The sequence below is a fragment of the Idiomarina sp. OT37-5b genome, from assembly GCF_002968395.1.
Classification (GTDB): Bacteria; Pseudomonadota; Gammaproteobacteria; order Enterobacterales; family Alteromonadaceae; genus Idiomarina; species Idiomarina aquatica.
In genome coordinates, this window is sequence record NZ_CP027188.1 from 1620184 (window position 1) to 1637609 (window position 17426).

The window sequence follows — 17426 nt, forward strand, 5'->3', positions numbered from 1 at the left end:
TCCTCAAGCACTCAATTTGCGCAGTTGCTGAGTCAGCTTTGCGCTCAAATCATCCGGTAGTTGTGCCGCTATTGGCTGATAAAACCAATTATCCGCTGCGAATTCCCGACATTTTGCGGCATCTTTTTCCGTCATTAGTATCGTCTTGCCGGCGGCTTCAGCAAAGTCTGCCGGCGTAAACTTATGGTGGTCAGGAAATTCAAGACAACGTTCCGGCTCGATTCCCTGTTGTCGTAAGCCATGGAAAAAACGGTGCGGATTCCCGATACCAGCAATCGCATAACAGGGTGTCGGCGGTGCCGCTACCGATTCATTGTCGATGACTCGTCGCCACGGCTGTGGCGTCACTTCAACCACATATTGGGCAAACGGATGCTGCGCATACAGTGAAAGGACCCATTCTGCCCCTTTTAACCGCCACGGGCCTTCTCGCAAGGGTCCACAGGGCAACAACCAACCATTACCGATACCGCGCTCGGCATCAATCAATATCAACTCGATATCACGGTGCATCGCATAGTGCTGGAGCCCGTCATCACTAATGATCACATCAACATCGGGGTACTGTTGTCTCAACGCCTGTATTGCTTCTACCCGGCGCGGTGATGTCACCACCGGACACTCGCACTTACGGCGCAACATCAATGGTTCATCACCCGCGGTGGCGGCATCATCATCGACGCTAACCGTATGTGGAAAGTTCGCTTGCGCGCCATAACCACGGCTAACAATACCCGGCCGGTAACCCTGTGCTTTTAAACACTCGACCAACGCTATCGTCAGCGGTGTTTTGCCGGTGCCGCCAACGCTGATATTGCCAACCACAATCACCGGCACATCGCTCTTGTGCGTGCGCAACAAACCAAAGCGGTACAGCGAGCGGCGCAGGTTGGTCAACAACCAAAATAATAACGATAATGGCGCCAACAGATACAGCAGCGGGTGCAATCTTTTATCGTACCAGCGACGCTGAAGCCACATGGCTATACCCCGCTGAATTGCAGGTTGTACAGCTGATAATAAGCGCCTTCTTGCTGCAGTAATTGCTGATGATTGCCGCGTTCGATAATACGACCATTGTCCATCACCAGAATTTCATCGGCGTTTTCGATGGTCGACAAGCGGTGCGCAATCACCAGTGACGTACGATCTTTGCGCAACGCTCCGAGCGCTTGCTGAATATGCCGTTCGGACTCCGTATCCAACGCTGAGGTTGCTTCGTCAAGAATCAATATTGGCGCATCCTGCAATAATGCCCGGGCAATCGCGATTCGCTGCCGTTGTCCACCGGAGAGCATGACGCCGTTTTCACCCACGATAGTATCCAGGCCATTTGGCATATTATCGGTGAATTCGGTCACGTACGCCTGCTCGGCCGCCTTAATGATGTCCTCCCGGGACACGTCACCGGCGGCACCATAGGCAATATTATTCGCGATGGTGTCGTTAAACAGGGTCACGTGCTGCGAAACCAGCGCATACTGGCGACGCAAACACTTCAATTTGTAATCCTGGATGTTGCGACCATCGAGCAGAATTTCACCGTCTGAAATGTCGTAAAAACGCGTCAACAAACTCGAAATTGTCGACTTACCGCTGCCCGAGCGCCCTACCAAAGCAACGGTTTTGCCTTCGTGCAGATCGAAGCTGATGTCCTGTAACGCGGGTTCATCGTGTTGATTATAGGCAAAGGTAACGTGATTAAATTTAATGTCACCGCGCGCCCGATCCACCAGTAAGGTGCCCTTGTCCACTTCGATCGGCTCGTCCAGTACCGAAAAGACACTGGCTGCTGCGGCAATACCACGCTGAAAGTCACTGTTAATATTGGTTAGCTGCTTTAACGGGCGTAGCAACATGATCATCGCGGTTAATAACGTGGTAAAGGCGCCCGGCGATAGCTTTTCCAGCATTTCCGGGAAGCTTGCCAGGATCAGTACCATCGACAAACTCAGCGAGGCAATAAACTGAATCACAGAGGTACTTATCGCGCGGGTGTTAACCAGTTTCATGTTCTGGTTACGAGTATTGTTATTAATCGCCGCGAAGCGTTTCGATTCAACCTTCTGACCTTCATGCATGACCACGACTTTATGGCCATTGATCATTTGCTCTGCGGTGGTGGTAACATTACCCATTGCGGTCTGAATGCGACTGCTGACGACACGGAAGCGCTTCGACACAATCCCAACAATTTTCGCAATGATAGGCCCCACCACCAAAAAGACCAGTGATAGCTGCCAACTTTGGTAAAACATCAAACCCAGCAGACCAATAACAAAAGCGCCGTCTTTCACTAAGACCAGCACTGCACGACTGGTTGCCTCGGCCACCTGCTGCGTGTCATAGGTAATTTTCGAGATCAGCTCACCGGTGGAATGTTGGTCGTGAAACGACACCGGTACTTTCATTAAATGGTCAAACAGTTGTTGACGCATCCGTGTGACCACTTTAAAACCAACGTAATTCAGAAAATAATTACTGGCAACATTAAACAGTCCGCGTATGACAAAAAACACCGGTACAATCAGGCCACCGATAAACAAGATGCGGGAATTGCCCTTGCCGAGACCATCGTCAATCAAGGTCTCTATTTGCGAAAAGAACCAGGTATCGATTGCGGAAAAACCCACCATGCCCAGGATGGCAATAGCGAAGGTCAGCTTGTAGGGCTTAATGTAGCCAAGTAAACGTCTAAACGTTTTTTTCTTTAAACTCGGAGAGTCCATGCAGTCTCGATAAGTTGCTAAATACCCGCGCATTCTACCTGTTTTATACCGCGTATGGCTAGTCACCCAAATGATAGAGTTTACGCAGTCGCTTTTGCGCCATAGGTAACAGCAGTTGCCAGCCTTGGCCGTCACTGACCACCGACAGTTGACCGTGATCCTTAGTATTAAACCAGCGCCGCTGCAGATGCCGATAGCGTTGCGTTGTGTAACGGTGCGGAAAGTTAAACCCTTTATGCTCACCATTGCTGATCAGAATCAATGACGGCCGCACCTGCTTCAACATCAACCAACCACTGGATGTTTTACTGCCATGGTGGGGTGCAACCATAACGTCGGCCGGTCGAAAGCCGTTTGCCTCGGCGATGTGGCGCTCAGCACCGAATTCAATGTCGCCAGGCAATAAAAACGTGAATTGACCGTATTGGAACCACAGTACACACGACGCATTGTTGCTACTGGTATGTTGTGGTGCCACTCGCGGTGGCCATAATACCTTCCAGTTTATCTGGTTCCAGCGCCCTTCCATACCCTCCTCACAGGGTGTCGGCGTCAACGCACCAAACCAACTGATGTGCGGGTATTTTCGTTGCAGATAGCTTACCCCGCCGCTGTGATCGCGATCGCGGTGACTCACCCACACGGCTTCAAGTTGCAGTTGCCGGCTTTGTAGGAAGGGTTCAATCACCGTTGCCGCCAGATTGTAGCCGGAATCATAGCCCATCGCGGTATCCACCAACCAGGCGCGGCCAGCACGTTCGATCACCAACGCTTGCGACTGCCCGACATCAAGCACGTGCAGGTAAAGATCATCCGCGCGCGGCCGGCTGACCTGCCAGGCACTGAGCGCCAGCGGCACCGTCAATAACAAAACCGCTTTCAACAGTCGCTGCGAGAGCGGTAACAACACTACCAGCATCACGGCCAATAACGCCGTCAATGGCAACTTGAAGGGCGGCTGCCACCAACTCCAGGAAAACTCAGCTGTCCAGCTCAAAAACGGCGCGATAACATGCATGGGCAACGCGGCCAGATACCAAAGGTTATCAGCAAAAGTATGTGCGTAGCTCAGTTCGGCCACCACACCCAATAAGGTCAGCGGTAGCAACCACAGACTGATGACCGGCAGTACCAGCACATTAATCGCCGGGGCTATGACTGACACACCGCCAAACCAATGCAACGACAACGGCGCCATCACCGCCAAAAACATACCCTGTAGCCTGAGCAACCCTTGCCACTTGCCGACAGCACCTTTGCTACGCCAGCGCCATAAGGTCGTGAAGATGGTCACTAGTGCTGTAACTGACAGCCAGAATCCCGCATCCAATAACGCCAGCGGGTCGAGCAACAGCAACACCGCAACGGTGCGTAATAGCAGTTGCCAGGCGCTGACATTCAACGCCAACACGCGATGCACAACAATAACAGCGAACATAATTAAGGCACGCAGGGTCGCTATCGAAAAATCGGCGAGCCAGGCATACCCGAACGCGATACTTAACGCCACCAACAAACTTAACGGGTGAATGCTTCGCTGCTCTAGGCCCGCATTTGAGCAACGTTGACCCAACAACCTTGCCACCAATACCCGACCAATCATCAATCCGGCCCAGCCAACCAGGCTTAAATGCAACCCCGATATCGCCAACGCATGGGTGAGACCATTGTGCTGCCAATCACGCTGTTGTTCGGCACTGAGCAACTCTCGCACACCGATGCCCAGTGCCGCCAGTATGCCCTGATGACCATCGTCGCGCTGTTCAAACACCCGCACCAACCGCGCCCGTAAACCGTTTTTTTCAGCCAATAAGTGACCTTGACTGACCGTTCCCCGGGCGACAATGCCCCGCCGTTGCATGGTCGCAAGATAATCACGACTGCCCTCGTTCCAGTAGTTGCGAAACCCCTTCAGTGCAACTTCAGCCCGCCAGCGCTGTCCAAGTTGTATCTGTTCAGCATCATCGCCATACCAGGACAATTGCAGTTTAGGTTGTGCCAGCACGGCGGGGAAAAATCCGTTCTGCGGTACTTCGATGGATGCAATAAAACGCGTGTGGTGGGAGAAAACCTGTGGAATTTCAACCACGGTAACATCAAGCCATTGCTTGGTGCCTGAGTTGAGCAGGCGCTCAGCCTGTGTTGCCTGCCAATTTAGTGTTGCAGTTGTCACGCTAATCCCGCAAAATATCGCCACAACAGCGGTAGCAACGGCTCGCGCTCGCGGTACCCAATAGCCGACCAGCACGGCCCAGGCACTGATGCTCAATAGGATCAGGTTGTCGTTGGTGATCGGTAGCAACAAACTGATACCGATTCCCACAATAAAAGAGAGTAAACAACGGTCCATCGTTGCTCCTGACCAGGGGTCATAATCAATTAGCAGGTAGTTTTATGGCGCGACGTGTCATTAAAAAGTTGATGCCGGATCACGACAAAATTAAGCAAACTCGGCTTATACGGCTGTTCGGCAGTTTATTGCACGACGCAAATCTTTGGCATTTAAACCGCCGCTCCGCTTCGGGAGCATTCGCTGTTGGCCTGTTTACCGCCTTTATTCCGGTTCCTTTTCAGATGGCGCTGGCGGCCGCTGCAGCTATTCCATTTCGGGTAAATTTGCCGCTCTCCGTTGGACTGGTCTGGGTTTCCAACCCCATCACCATGCCCCCCATGTTTTACCTGTGTTACCGAGTCGGCAACTGGTTGCTCTCGGCGCCGCCACAGCCGTTCAGCTTTGAACTCAGCTGGGACTGGCTGTTCAGCAGTATTTCAACCATTGGTCCGTCATTGATTACCGGTTGCCTGGTACTGGGTACCGTGGCCAGTATTATCGGCTATCTCGGCATTCGATTTTTATGGCGGCGCTCCGTGGTTAAGGCCTGGCGCCGGCGTCCCGGTTCACGCCACCACAACAAATAAGCAGCAACTAATGCGAGCCGTGCAATGCACGCGCCGGTTCAACCCGGGTCGCCCGCCAGGCCGGATAAAGTGTGGCCAATAAACTCATGCTCAAGGCGACCGAACACACCAGGGTCACGTCCTGCCAACGTAAGGTCGAGGGAATACGGCTGACAAAGTAGATATCGTCATTAAGTACCTGCACGGCAAACAACGCCTCCAGCGCCGCTATGGCATCCGGCAGCAACCACGCTAAGCCCATGCCGGCAAGCGCGCCCCAAAAGACACCTAATAAGCCGTTTTGCAGACCTTGCCAAACGAACACCAGGATGATCTTCCAGTCCGCCAAGCCCATGGTTTTCAGCATTGCGATCTGTGCCTGCTTTTTTGTCACCGTCAACACCAGCGTCGAGACAATGTTGAAACAGGCCACCGCCATAACCAGGACTAACACCAGATAGATCACCGTACGCACCAACTCAATATCGCGGTACAAATGCCCGTGGGTGCGCATCCAGTGGTTAACATAAACCAGATTTGGCAGTTGATTACCGACTCGTTGTGCCACTGCATCCGCGCTAAAAACATTGCGAACACTCAGTTGGATACCGGTTACGCCACTTTCGATGCCGGCCAATGCGCGCGCCGTAGCCAACGACGTGTAAGCGTTCTGGTGATCAATTTCACCACCAAATTCAAATAATCCGACGACCTTCAGACGATGCCGCTTAGGTGCCTGAAAGGCATCCTCACCCCGTTCGGCAATCAACAGCGTAACCGTATCACCAACCGTTACCGCCAAGTCTTCTGCCAAACCGGCACCAAGCACTACGGTGTTACTGCCCTGCTGTAATTGCTGCAACGCATCGGCGGCGATAAAATCAAACACGTCATTACCGTCAGCCTGCGTGGCAATCCCCTGCAGCAGCACGCCTTTGAATTCAGCGCCGGCCTGCACCATTGCCGTTTGCTTTATCACCGGCCGCACAGAGCTAACGGCTTCATCTCGATAGGCAATTTCTGCAATCGCCTGCCAATCATCGAAGGTTCCGTCAACCCGCTGATACTCAACATGGGGAACCACGCGCAACAACTGATTTTGCAACGCTCCCTGAAAGCCGTTCATCATCGACAGTGCCACGATCAATACCGCGCACCCCAATACGATACCCAACGTCGATGACGCCGAAATAAAGCTCAAGAAGCCGGTGTGACCACGTTGCCGGCGAAATCGTCTGGCAATACTCCAGGTCAACACGAGCCGCTACTCCCCTGCAAATGTCCCCGTTGCAGTCGCTCGGTTCGTTGCAACTGAGCCGCCAAATGTTCGTCATGGGTGACAATAATAAACGCGGTTTGTTGTTCGCGGTTCAGTTCCAGCATTAGCTGATAAACGGATTCGGCGGTTTCGCCATCGAGATTCCCCGTTGGCTCATCCGCTATGATCAATTTGGGCTGGTTAGCGAAAGCTCGGGCAATAGCAACCCGCTGACGTTCGCCACCGGACAGTTGTGCCGGACGATGGTGCATACGCTGTTCCAGCCCAACCCGCCGCAACAGCTCGGTTGCACGGCGGCTGGCAGTGGCTTTATCACAACCGCTAATCAGTAACGGCATCGCCACATTTTCTAGCGCGTTGAATTCGGGTAACAAATGGTGGAATTGATAGACAAAACCCAGGTTTTGATTGCGCCATTGTGCCAGTTTGCTCGCTGACCAACCGGTAATATCTTCACCGTTAAACAACACCTTGCCCTGGGTTGGCCGATCCAACCCGGCAAGTAAATGCATTAACGTACTTTTACCCGAACCGGACGCGCCGACAATAGCCACCATTTCCGCGGGTGCCACGCTAAAATCTACGGCATCGAGCACGGTAACCTGGCCACTGCCATCATCGTACACTTTACTGAGCTGCTGCCCCTGCAACAATGGCTTAGTCATAACGTAAGGCCTCCGAAGGTTGTGTTTTTGCTGCCATTAGGGCCGGATATACGGTGGCGACCAGGCATAATATCAGTGATGCAAGAGCAACCAGAATCACCTGCCCAGCGTCGATCAACACCGGCAGTCCAGCCGGACTTATCGCCATCAGATTGACGCCCAACAGGGATAACAACGGGTTCAAAAAGAGACTGATCAGCAATCCCGCCAACACCCCGACAGCCGTGCCGATAATGCCGTTATAGCTGCCCTGTAATAAGAACACTCTGCGGATTTGCGGCTGCGTCAGGCCGATGGTTTGCAAAATGGCAATATCATGACGCTTCTCATTAATCACCATTACCAGTGCCGACAGGGTATTAAAGGCGGCCACCGCAATGATCAGAGCCAGCATTAGCCACATCATGCGTTTTTCCATCGCTACCGCATTAAACAGTTGACCAAATTGCTGCCGCCAGTCATCCACCTGATAATCGGTTTGCTCACGATAGGCTGCCGCTACCCGCGGTGCGTCAAAGGCATCGGTCAATTGCAACTGGAACCCCTGAATGGATGCCGCCGGCTGCCGCATCAATCGATTGAGATCCGCCGCGGCGGTAACAACCAGGCCGCTGTCAATTTCCGATTCCAGCGCAAAAATCCCCACCACGTCAAAGCGTCGCTGCGCCGGTACCATGCCAAAGGGCGTATAGACCGCGCCCGCCGCAGTAATCATTCGCACCGAGTCGCCCACCGTAACGCCGAGCCGCTGCGCGACAGCCTGCCCCAGTATCACCCGAAACGTACCCTCATTAAGTAGCTGCCATTGGCCAACCCGCAAGGCATCACGCAAACGTGGCGGTAAACCATCACTGCTATCATGGCTAACCCGACCACGCGCCATCGCCACCACCATTTCGTCACGTCCCTGAATAACCGCTTGGCTTTGCACTAACGGCAGTGTAGCTGCGACTGCCGGATGCTCGGGCAGTTCCATCAACTGCTGTTGCCAGTCGCTGAGTGGTTGCTTCGCGGTCAGCGTCACCTGGGGCACAGCACCAAGAATGCGTTGTTTCAGTTCGTGCTCAAAGCCATTCATCACCGACATCACCACGATCAATGCCATGATTCCCAGCGCGATACCGCCCAACGCGAACCGATTAATGAAACGCGTGAAGGCAGAACTTTTTTGTGCACGGCCATAACGTATGGCAATGAACAGCGTAACGGGTTGAAACATTACCCTCTCAAAAACTAATGTTGCTAATTAATAACCAGCAAGGATAATGAGTTGTGACAGGCCTGACAACTAAAAGGGCGGAATATGGCGGATTCCCCAATATCTCAGACACAACAAATCGGCGATTTCTTTACCGTTGCTGAGCAATTTCCGGTTAATCTGGAAGTGCTTGCTGACGATTTTGAGGTGCCCGACCGGTTTGATTTCGAGCAGGAAATGCCGGAACTCTTCAAAGTCGCGTCGAACATGGTCGGCAGCGACCAGGATCTGCTGCAAAAATTAAAGATGGACAGCCAGCATTCGCCGGTTCTGGTGACATTACTTGAGCAGATGAACCAACGTATGGTGATGATGCTCGGTTACCTATTGCGTTATGAAGACGACCCGCAGCAACGTTATGATGGTATTGAATATGGCGGTGGCGGCTTACGCGTGCTATCAAACCGACCCTTTGAGGCCGGCCAGTTATTTCGGGCGAAATTATTTTTTAAGGAAGAATCACTGGCGGTTTACTGTTATTTGCGCTGCGACAGCTGTGATTATGATGACGAACGTCAGCAACAGATACTGACCCTGGCATTTGCGCAAATTCTTGAACAGGATCAGGAACACCTCATCCGTGCCAGCTTGCATGCGCAAAGCCGCCAATTAAAGCGCCGGGCGCAACAACGCCAACAGCAGTCAAAGCCAACCACAGACGACGCATAAACGGACAAAAGCGCACAAGATTAACCGCATAAGTCATCCAAATCCGTTGCCAAATCGGTATAATGCCCACGTCTTTTAATGGGTAGTTGGATCCTCATGGCTGAAGTATCTGTTTTACAACCTCCGTTCCCGACCACAAGTGAACGTGACATCAGTTGGGTTAATCTGCGTGGTAGTGCCGAAGCGCTGGCCTTGGCAAAACTTATCGATCGCACGCCCGGCCGAGTGTTAATCGTTACTGCCGACGCCAATCAAGCGCATAGGCTGGAGCAAGAAGTTCGCTACTTTGCCGGCGAACACACTGAGTATCATGACGACATTACCTTGTTTCCCGACTGGGAAACGCTACCCTATGACAGCTTTTCACCGCATCAGGACATCATCTCTGAGCGTTTGAGCGTACTGGCGCGATTGCCAAGTGCCAAACGCGGGGCACTGATTGTCAGCGTCAATACGCTGATGCAGCGTATTGCCCCCACTCATTTTGTAAAAAGCCAGGCGATGTCTTTCCGGGTCGGTCAGCAATTGGATCATCTGGCGCTCCGTACCGAACTCGAACAGGCTGGTTACCGCTCCGTCAACCAAGTCATGGAACACGGCGAGTTTAGTGCCCGCGGTTCCATCCTCGACTTATTCCCGATGGGCAGCAACAGCCCCTATCGACTGGACTTTTTTGATGATGAACTGGACAGCATTCGACCCTTTGATCCGGAAACACAGCTATCACAGGATCCGGTTGAGGAAATCCGCCTGCTGCCGGCACATGAGTTTCCGCTAACCAAAGCCGGTATTGACCGTTTTCGTGCACAATTCCGGGAACGTTTTGACATCACCACCGAACGCGATTCCGTCTATCAGCAGGTCAGTAAATCTCAGTTACCCGGCGGCATCGAGTATTACCTGCCGTTATTCTTTGAGCAGACTGCAACGCTGTTTGACTACCTTCCTGACGACACCGTACTGGTCAGTTTCGGTGATATTCAGGGGGCGCTCGAACGGCTCTGGACTGACATTAATCACCGCTATGAACAGCGCCGTCACGACACGCTACGGCCACTGTTACACCCCAATGAACTGTTTTTACCGGCCAACGAAATTCACTCCGGCTTTAAACAGTTGCGCCGCATCCGCACGGCAATCCCCGCGGATAAACCGACGCCAGGAGCGGTAACGTTCGACACCGAAATCGTGACCGATATTGCCGCCGATCACCACAGTAAGAACCCCTTTGCAAAACTGGCGCGGCGCATCGATGAAGCGCTGAGTAACGGCGAACGGGTGCTGTTTTCTGCAGAGAGTGCCGGGCGCAAGGAGACGTTGCGGGAATTGACTGCGCGGCTGGGCTGGCAGTTAACGCCGGTTCGCAGTCTGGACGATTTTCTGAACCGTTCTGAGCCACTGGGGCTACTGGTCAGCCCGGTGGTTAATTCGTTTCATTTGCTGAATGAAAAGCTCTGGTTTATCACTGAAACCGAATTGTTTGGTAACAAGGTGGCCCAGCGCCGGCGGCGCGAACAAAAAGCAACCGTCAGTCCGGACACGCTGATTAGAAACCTGGCGGAACTGCAAATTGGCCAGCCGGTGGTGCATATTGAACATGGCGTCGGCCGTTACCAGGGATTAACCACCCTCGATGCCGGTAATGTCACTACGGAATTCGTTACCATCGAGTACGCGGGTGGCTCCAAGCTTTATGTACCGGTTGCCTCACTCGACGTATTAAGCCGTTACAGCGGTGGCGAAGACAATCACGCGCCGTTGCACAAGCTCGGCAACGACACCTGGGAAAAAGCCAAAAAACGAGCCGCGGAAAAAATTCGCGATGTCGCGGCCGAACTGCTGGATGTCTACGCGCGCCGGGAAGCCAAGCCCGGCTATCCTTTCACCATCGTCGAAGAGGATTATCAACGCTTTGCCGACGGTTTTCCGTTTGAAGAAACCATCGACCAACAACAGGCCATCGCTGCAGTGACTGCTGATATGCGAGCTCCGCGGGCAATGGATCGGTTGGTTTGCGGTGACGTTGGCTTCGGCAAAACCGAAGTGGCCATGCGCGCGGCCTTTATCGCGGTCAACGACGGCAAGCAGGTAATGGTGCTGGTGCCCACCACGCTGTTGGCACAACAACATTATGAAAACTTTAAAGACCGCTTTGCCGATTGGCCGGTGCGGGTTGAGGTACTGTCGCGCTTTAAAACCGCAAAGCAGTCCAAACAAATTTTGCAGGATCTGGAAAACGGTCAGGTTGATATCATTATCGGTACCCACAAACTGTTGCAGGAGAACATTAAGTGCAACGATCTGGGGCTGTTGATTGTTGATGAAGAACACCGTTTTGGCGTGCGTCAAAAAGAAACCATTAAGCGTATGCGCGCCGACGTGGATATCCTGACCCTGACGGCGACACCAATACCGCGCACGTTGAATATGGCGATGAATAACATTCGTGATCTGTCCATTATTGCAACCCCTCCGGCCAAGCGGCTGGCGGTTAAAACCTTCGTCCGCCAGTACGATGACGCCACCGTGCGGGAAGCTATTTTGCGGGAGATTCTGCGGGGTGGACAGGTGTATTTTCTGCACAACAACGTTGACACCATCGAGAAAACCGCGCGCGACATTGAACAACTGGTACCGGAAGCGCGTATCACCGTCGCTCATGGTCAAATGCGCGAACGCGAGCTGGAACGCATCATGTCCGACTTTTATCACCAGCGCTTTAATGTGCTGGTGTGTACCACCATCATCGAAACCGGCATCGATGTCCCCAGCGCTAACACCATTATTATGGATCGTGCCGATCACCTCGGACTGGCACAAATGCATCAGCTTCGCGGCCGGGTCGGACGTTCGCATCACCAGGCCTACGCCTACTTGCTGACCCCTCACCCGAAGCGGATGACCAAAGATGCGCTAAAACGTCTGGAAGCGATCGCTCAATTAGAAGATCTTGGCGCTGGCTTCATGCTAGCTACCCACGATCTGGAAATTCGTGGTGCCGGCGAACTGTTGGGTGATGAACAAAGCGGACAGATAGAAAGTATCGGCTTTTCATTGTACATGGATATGCTGGAGCAGGCGGTGCAGGCTCTGAAAGACGGCAAAGAACCGTCGCTGGAAGGATTAACCCGCTCACGGGCTGAAGTCGACTTACGCATACCGGCACTCCTACCGGACGATTACATCCCGGATATCAATAATCGCTTGAGTCTATACAAACGCATTGCCAGCAGTGACAGCGAACAACAGCTACAGGACATCCAGGTCGAACTGATCGATCGCTTTGGCTTGTTACCGGATGCGGCGAAAAACTTAATCCGTCAAACAGCGCTTCGCAATCAGGCCGAACGGTTAGGAATTCGAAAAATCGATATGGGAAATCAAGGCGGTGTGCTTGAATTCGCAGATGACACTAAGGTAAAACCCGAGGCTATTATTCGTCTGATGCAAACAGCACCAAGTCACTATAAGCTCGACGGGCCAAATCGATTGCGTATCAGTCAGTCGCTTGAGGATACTCAAAGCCGTCTAAAACTGATAGAGTCGTTACTAACTGATTTTTCTCAGGAGTTGACCGAATGACGCTACGGCGTACAGTATATGCGGGCTTAATCAGTGTGTTAAGTTGGCTAGCCATTATGCCGGTACAGGCAAAGTTACCCGATCGCGCCTACTGGCGGTGGTTTGAAGTCGAAGTATTGCTGTTTAAACACACGGTTGAGCAGGATATCAACGAGACCTTTCCAGCGTCGGTAACGCCGATTCCCGTGGCCGGCAGTTATGATTTGCTAACGCCCTACATCAACCGCGACTTCCCGGCACTGGTTGCCGGACTTGAGCCTTGTCCGCAATGGCCGTTACCGGGGGCAGACGCTACCCGCGCGGAGCCGTTGACGCTGCAGATTGACTGTCAATTTGACCACGAACGCGAGTTGATTCCTATTCCCGGCAACCCATTGGCGCCACAACCGCGCATCGCCACAATCGAACAGACCGACGTCGTCATCGACGGTAACGGCGGCGACATTCATAGCGCCCGTGCGCCGTTTTTACTGCCCAAATCCACTCATGTGCTTAGCGAAACTCGTCGTGAACTGGAGCGCAAAGGATTAGCCAAACCCTTGCTGCATGTGGCCTGGCGACAGCCAGTGTTTGGTAAACGTCAGAATTACACCATCCGCCTGTTCGGTGGCCAGCAATTCAGCGATGCCTTTCGCTACGATGGCTTTGCGGTTGACGAGCCGTCAGCCGAGGCATCAGCGACTGAGTTAGCGTTGCTTGATCGTGTTGAGCAATTACTGGACGCGGTTAACAGCGGCAACGGTGAATTCTCCGCCGGCGAACAGCAACGGCCTCAGCCTTTAACCGACAACAACCAGCCTGAGCGTGTGTGGGAACTGGATGGCCTGCTGCATGTGTTCCTTATCGGTAACTACTTACACATTGATAATACATTTAATTTGCGCGACGTCGACATGTTGGATTTAACCCCTGCGGATCTGGAGCAGCAGGCGGAGTGGATATTGCAGGATAAAGACACTCGGCAGCCCTTTTTACGCGCTTATTTGTTTGATCAACTGCGCCGGGTAATCAGCCACGAAACCCACTATTTTGACCACCCCAACGTCGGTATGGTCATACAAATTCGGCGCACGGACTTGTCCGCCCGCCGGTACTGATAACTACCGTTTTTCAGCAAAAGGATTGGACTATGGAAAAGTACGAAGAACTGCTACTGGCCTTACGCAAGGTCATTCGTGCCATCGATCTGTATTCCAAACAATTAAACAAATACTCCGGTTTAACGGCACCACAGTTGCTGATCTTGCGCGAGATTGTTGCCCGTGATGGTATAACGGCCAGCGAAGTGGCTCAGAACATCACCCTGAGCCCGGCAACCGTTTCCAATGTCATTGAACGGATGGAGCACCGGCAACTCATTCATCGTCGCCGCAGTCACACCGATAAACGCCGGGTGCTGCTTTATCTGACTGAGGAAGGACGCTCACTGCTGAACAAAGCACCGCAGCCGTTACAGGAAGACTTCATCGAAAAGTTTCAAGCACTCGATGACTGGGAACAGTCATTGTTGTTGTCGTCAATGCAGCGCATTGCGGCAATGATGGACGCTGAACGTTTGGACGCCGCCCCGGTACTTGAAGTGGGCAGTTATCATAAAATGGAATCAGGAAAATGAAAAAAACGCTTCTGTCGCTCTCGGCACTTTTCTTCGCCCTACCCGGCGCGGCACAAAACTGCGACTCCGATGCCGGACTGACACCTATTGCACAGATTCAAGGCTCGGCAACCCAATCACCCAAACTCGGTGAGCAAATAACGACCATTGGCGTGGTTACTCAAAACTGGAGCGCCAAGGAGCAACTTGGCGGACTGTTTTTACAATCCACGCAACAGCAACAGGACAATGACAGCAACACTTCCGAAGGGTTGTTTATCAAGGCCTCAGGTAAGGTTTATCAAGACATTAAAGCAGGTACGCTGTTGAAAGTGACCGGTACTGTCAATGAAACCGACGGTCTTACCATGCTAACCAATACCACGGCGGTGTTTGAATGTGGCCAGGCGGAGGCCGTTAGCCCAGTCGAACTGACATTGCCGTTTACCAGCGAGCAACAGGCTGAAGCCCACGAAGGGATGTTAGTGACCATTAGCGCCGACCAACCCTTAACGATATCCGGCCATTACCCATTGGCCCGTCACGGTTATTTTGATGTCTCAGCCGGCCGTTTATGGACACCAACCCAGATCGCGAAACCCGGGGCTGCGGCGCAGGCCTTGGCCAAAAGCAATCAGCTGAATCGTCTACAGATTGACGACAATAGCCAGACACAGCCACAGCAGCTGCCACACCAACAGCTGTTTCATGGCCCTCAGAACAGTCTTCGCAGTGGCGCTACAATAAAGCCGGTCACCGGTATATTGTCGCAATTTCGTGACGATTATCGCCTCCAACCTACCACCGCCCCACAACTTGACCAACGCTCACAAATCACCGCGATTGTGCCCAAACTCAGCGATAATATCCGCATCGCCAGTTTTAATATGCTCAACTACTTTAATGGTGATGGTCAGGGCAACGGCTTTCCGACCGAGCGGGGTGCGCGCTCTCCGGCGCAATTGCAACGTCAGCAGGATAAGCTGGTTGCCGCCATTACAGCGCTTAAGGCCGATGTCGTTGGTCTGATGGAAGTTGAAAACGATGGTTTTGAACAGCACAGTGCCATCCGCGAACTGGTTGATGCGATTAACGACGCCAGCCGTATCGATTATGCCATTGCCCAGCCCCGCTCCACCCGGGTTGGCACTGACCAGATCAGTGTAGGCATCATTTACAATCCACAACGGCTAACCCCGGTATCACACGCCGCAACGCTTGAACAAGGGCCATTTCGCCGCGGTAGCCGGGTGCCATTAGCGCAGACCTTTAAGGTAGAGGGTGTTGAGCAGCCATTAACCGTGGTAGTGAATCATTTTAAATCCAAAGGCAGCTGTCCCGATGACGGTATTAATGCGAATCAGAACGATGGCCAAGCTTGCTGGAATGCGTTGCGCGTAGAGTCCGCTCAGGAATTGCTAAGCTGGATCGAACAGCAACAACTACCGAACCCAGTGCTACTGGGCGATTTTAACGCCTATTATCAGGAAGATCCGATTCAGTACTTTATTGAAAACGGCTACCCCAATGTGTCGGACGCAAAAGAATACTCCTACGTCTACGACAGTCAGGCAGGTTCGTTGGATCATATTTTTGTGCACCAATCACTGGTGCCCAAAGTCAGCCATACTCAGCATGTTAATTTTAATGCTGATGAACCGGTCAGTTACGATTACCGGGACGCGGATTATTATCAGCCGGGTCCCTACCGCTCGTCGGATCATGATCCCTTGTTATTGGACTTATCCTGGTCGGAAGACGATTGAGACCGCTGTGGCAAATAGGCGTTGGTCGTGCCAAAGTGAATTTCCAGCTCCAGCCCCAGCATCCAATGGCCCTCGCGTTGCTCATACAATTGCTCGCGGGGCCAGTGGTAACCCAGCCAGGTTTCCACAAATAACCATTCGCGCAGGTAGCGTTGCCGGTTAAGTAACCGCAGACCATAGTCGTTTACCGGTACGGCAAAATCCGTTTGCCCCTCCACCCAGGTCTCCACGGCAATGGCTTTATCTTCACCGTAGAGCTTATAGGCGCGTAGGGTGCTACTCCAGCGCAGTCCCTCAGTTTCTTGTGCGTAAGTGCCCAGTGACGACCAGCGCGCCAACACCGTTTCGGTTAAGCTGGCTTCCAGATCGACGCGTTGGGCAACGCCGAAACCATCGCTGTCACGCCAAAACGCAGAGCTTTGGAAGCGCGCCAAAACCGATTCACTCAACACCATATCGGTCATATAACGACCGCGTACATAAGTATCGAAATCAAGCCCGCCGCGAACGCCAATGCTGTAGGAAACCCGGTGTTGCTCATTCATGCTGGGCTCAAATCCCAGCCCCACCAGCCATTCTTCATCCGAGCTGGGAGAGCGAATGATTGACGGCCGGCCGGCGGAACCTTCATCCAGAAATTCATCACTGTCGACACGACCGATAAACGCGGAGAACTGCTCTTTCGCGTGTGGGAGATTAACTCGCGCCCGAAAACGTGATTTAACCTCGAAGCCGTCATAACCGCTCCACTGCGGCGCTATTGATAAGCGCCCATAGGAACCATAAGATTCTTCAAACCGATCTTCCGCAAAAAAACTGTCTACCCAGCGGGCTGTGGCATCAACGGAGGTGGTCAGCCCCTCACGAAAGCTGTCGTACCAGGCTTTTTCCACCGCCTTAGAAGTCTGCGCGTCAGCCTCCTGCGCCACCACCGGCGCAGCGGTTAATAAATAAATAGCCAATGCAGAGAACTTTTTCACCCAATC

13 protein-coding genes are annotated in these 17426 nt (G+C 52.8%); 6 read left to right on the forward strand and 7 right to left on the reverse strand.

Annotation, left to right across the window (positions count from 1 at the left end):
- Positions 1-3: 3 nt before the first annotated feature.
- Genes lpxK through C5610_RS07560 form a run of 3 tightly spaced genes read right to left on the reverse strand, consistent with a single transcriptional unit; the run spans position 4 to position 5079 of the window.
- The gene (gene lpxK / locus C5610_RS07550) at positions 4-981 is read right to left on the reverse strand and encodes a tetraacyldisaccharide 4'-kinase (RefSeq protein WP_105306647.1); all 978 of its coding nucleotides are present in this window, start codon (positions 979-981) and stop codon (positions 4-6) included.
- 2 nt (positions 982-983) lie between these two features.
- Positions 984-2729, reverse strand: coding sequence for a lipid A export permease/ATP-binding protein MsbA (msbA, locus tag C5610_RS07555; RefSeq protein ID WP_105306648.1), 1746 nt, complete (start codon positions 2727-2729; stop codon positions 984-986).
- Between the two features lie 58 nt (positions 2730-2787).
- Positions 2788-5079 (reverse strand): DNA internalization-related competence protein ComEC/Rec2, encoded by a 2292-nt coding sequence (locus C5610_RS07560; protein WP_105306649.1) that lies wholly within the window; start codon positions 5077-5079, stop codon positions 2788-2790.
- Between the two features lie 44 nt (positions 5080-5123).
- On the opposite strand from C5610_RS07560, the gene C5610_RS07565 reads away from it, so the two are divergent.
- Positions 5124-5648 carry a DUF2062 domain-containing protein gene (locus tag C5610_RS07565; RefSeq protein WP_105306650.1) on the forward strand — a complete coding sequence of 175 codons (525 nt, stop codon included), beginning with the start codon at positions 5124-5126 and terminating at the stop codon, positions 5646-5648.
- A gap of 7 nt (positions 5649-5655) precedes the next feature.
- Here the strand turns inward: C5610_RS07565 and C5610_RS07570 are convergent, their stop codons facing one another.
- Genes C5610_RS07570 through C5610_RS07580 form a run of 3 tightly spaced genes read right to left on the reverse strand, consistent with a single transcriptional unit; the run spans position 5656 to position 8790 of the window.
- Positions 5656-6885 carry a lipoprotein-releasing ABC transporter permease subunit gene (locus tag C5610_RS07570; protein WP_105306651.1) on the reverse strand — a complete coding sequence of 410 codons (1230 nt, stop codon included), beginning with the start codon at positions 6883-6885 and terminating at the stop codon, positions 5656-5658.
- Complete coding sequence (gene lolD, locus C5610_RS07575; RefSeq protein WP_105306652.1) at positions 6879-7571, reverse strand: lipoprotein-releasing ABC transporter ATP-binding protein LolD; 693 nt, start codon at positions 7569-7571, stop codon at positions 6879-6881. The genes C5610_RS07570 and lolD overlap by 7 nt, the downstream gene beginning before the upstream one ends.
- Complete coding sequence (locus C5610_RS07580; RefSeq protein ID WP_105306653.1) at positions 7564-8790, reverse strand: lipoprotein-releasing ABC transporter permease subunit; 1227 nt, start codon at positions 8788-8790, stop codon at positions 7564-7566. Before C5610_RS07580 ends, lolD begins: the two co-directional genes overlap by 8 nt.
- A gap of 84 nt (positions 8791-8874) precedes the next feature.
- Between C5610_RS07580 and C5610_RS07585 the strand changes: the two genes are divergently transcribed.
- The 5 genes from C5610_RS07585 (at position 8875) to C5610_RS07605 (ending at position 16440) form a co-directional block, all read left to right on the forward strand.
- The gene (locus C5610_RS07585) at positions 8875-9498 is read left to right on the forward strand and encodes a PilZ domain-containing protein (RefSeq protein WP_105306654.1); all 624 of its coding nucleotides are present in this window, start codon (positions 8875-8877) and stop codon (positions 9496-9498) included.
- 96 nt (positions 9499-9594) lie between these two features.
- Positions 9595-13080: a transcription-repair coupling factor gene (gene mfd / locus C5610_RS07590; RefSeq protein WP_105306655.1), complete on the forward strand. Its 3486-nt coding sequence runs from the start codon at positions 9595-9597 to the stop codon at positions 13078-13080.
- Positions 13077-14177 (forward strand): CsiV family protein, encoded by a 1101-nt coding sequence (locus C5610_RS07595; protein ID WP_105306656.1) that lies wholly within the window; start codon positions 13077-13079, stop codon positions 14175-14177. Before mfd ends, C5610_RS07595 begins: the two co-directional genes overlap by 4 nt.
- A 32-nt stretch (positions 14178-14209) precedes the next feature.
- Positions 14210-14695, forward strand: a complete 486-nt coding sequence (locus tag C5610_RS07600; RefSeq protein ID WP_105306657.1) for a MarR family winged helix-turn-helix transcriptional regulator — start codon at positions 14210-14212, stop codon at positions 14693-14695.
- A complete protein-coding gene (locus C5610_RS07605) occupies positions 14692-16440 on the forward strand; it encodes an ExeM/NucH family extracellular endonuclease (protein WP_105306658.1) in 1749 nt (582 codons plus the stop codon). The genes C5610_RS07600 and C5610_RS07605 overlap by 4 nt, the downstream gene beginning before the upstream one ends.
- On the opposite strand, the gene C5610_RS07610 is transcribed toward C5610_RS07605, so the two are convergent.
- A complete protein-coding gene (locus C5610_RS07610; RefSeq protein WP_187346259.1) occupies positions 16395-17420 on the reverse strand; it encodes a hypothetical protein in 1026 nt (341 codons plus the stop codon). The two genes, C5610_RS07605 and C5610_RS07610, sit on opposite strands and share 46 nt — an antisense overlap.
- Positions 17421-17426: the final 6 nt, after the last annotated feature.

Coding starts and splice junctions, on each gene's coding strand:
- C5610_RS07585 (WP_105306654.1), top strand. CDS start 8,875: ATGGCGGATTCCCCAATATCTCAGACACAACAAATCGGCGATTTCTTT.
- lolD (WP_105306652.1), bottom strand. CDS start 7,571: ATGACTAAGCCATTGTTGCAGGGGCAGCAGCTCAGTAAAGTGTACGAT.
- C5610_RS07560 (WP_105306649.1), bottom strand. CDS start 5,079: ATGGACCGTTGTTTACTCTCTTTTATTGTGGGAATCGGTATCAGTTTG.
- C5610_RS07605 (WP_105306658.1), top strand. CDS start 14,692: ATGAAAAAAACGCTTCTGTCGCTCTCGGCACTTTTCTTCGCCCTACCC.
- C5610_RS07600 (WP_105306657.1), top strand. CDS start 14,210: ATGGAAAAGTACGAAGAACTGCTACTGGCCTTACGCAAGGTCATTCGT.
- lpxK (WP_105306647.1), bottom strand. CDS start 981: ATGTGGCTTCAGCGTCGCTGGTACGATAAAAGATTGCACCCGCTGCTG.
- C5610_RS07565 (WP_105306650.1), top strand. CDS start 5,124: ATGGCGCGACGTGTCATTAAAAAGTTGATGCCGGATCACGACAAAATT.
- C5610_RS07580 (WP_105306653.1), bottom strand. CDS start 8,790: ATGTTTCAACCCGTTACGCTGTTCATTGCCATACGTTATGGCCGTGCA.
- msbA (WP_105306648.1), bottom strand. CDS start 2,729: ATGGACTCTCCGAGTTTAAAGAAAAAAACGTTTAGACGTTTACTTGGC.
- C5610_RS07595 (WP_105306656.1), top strand. CDS start 13,077: ATGACGCTACGGCGTACAGTATATGCGGGCTTAATCAGTGTGTTAAGT.
- mfd (WP_105306655.1), top strand. CDS start 9,595: ATGGCTGAAGTATCTGTTTTACAACCTCCGTTCCCGACCACAAGTGAA.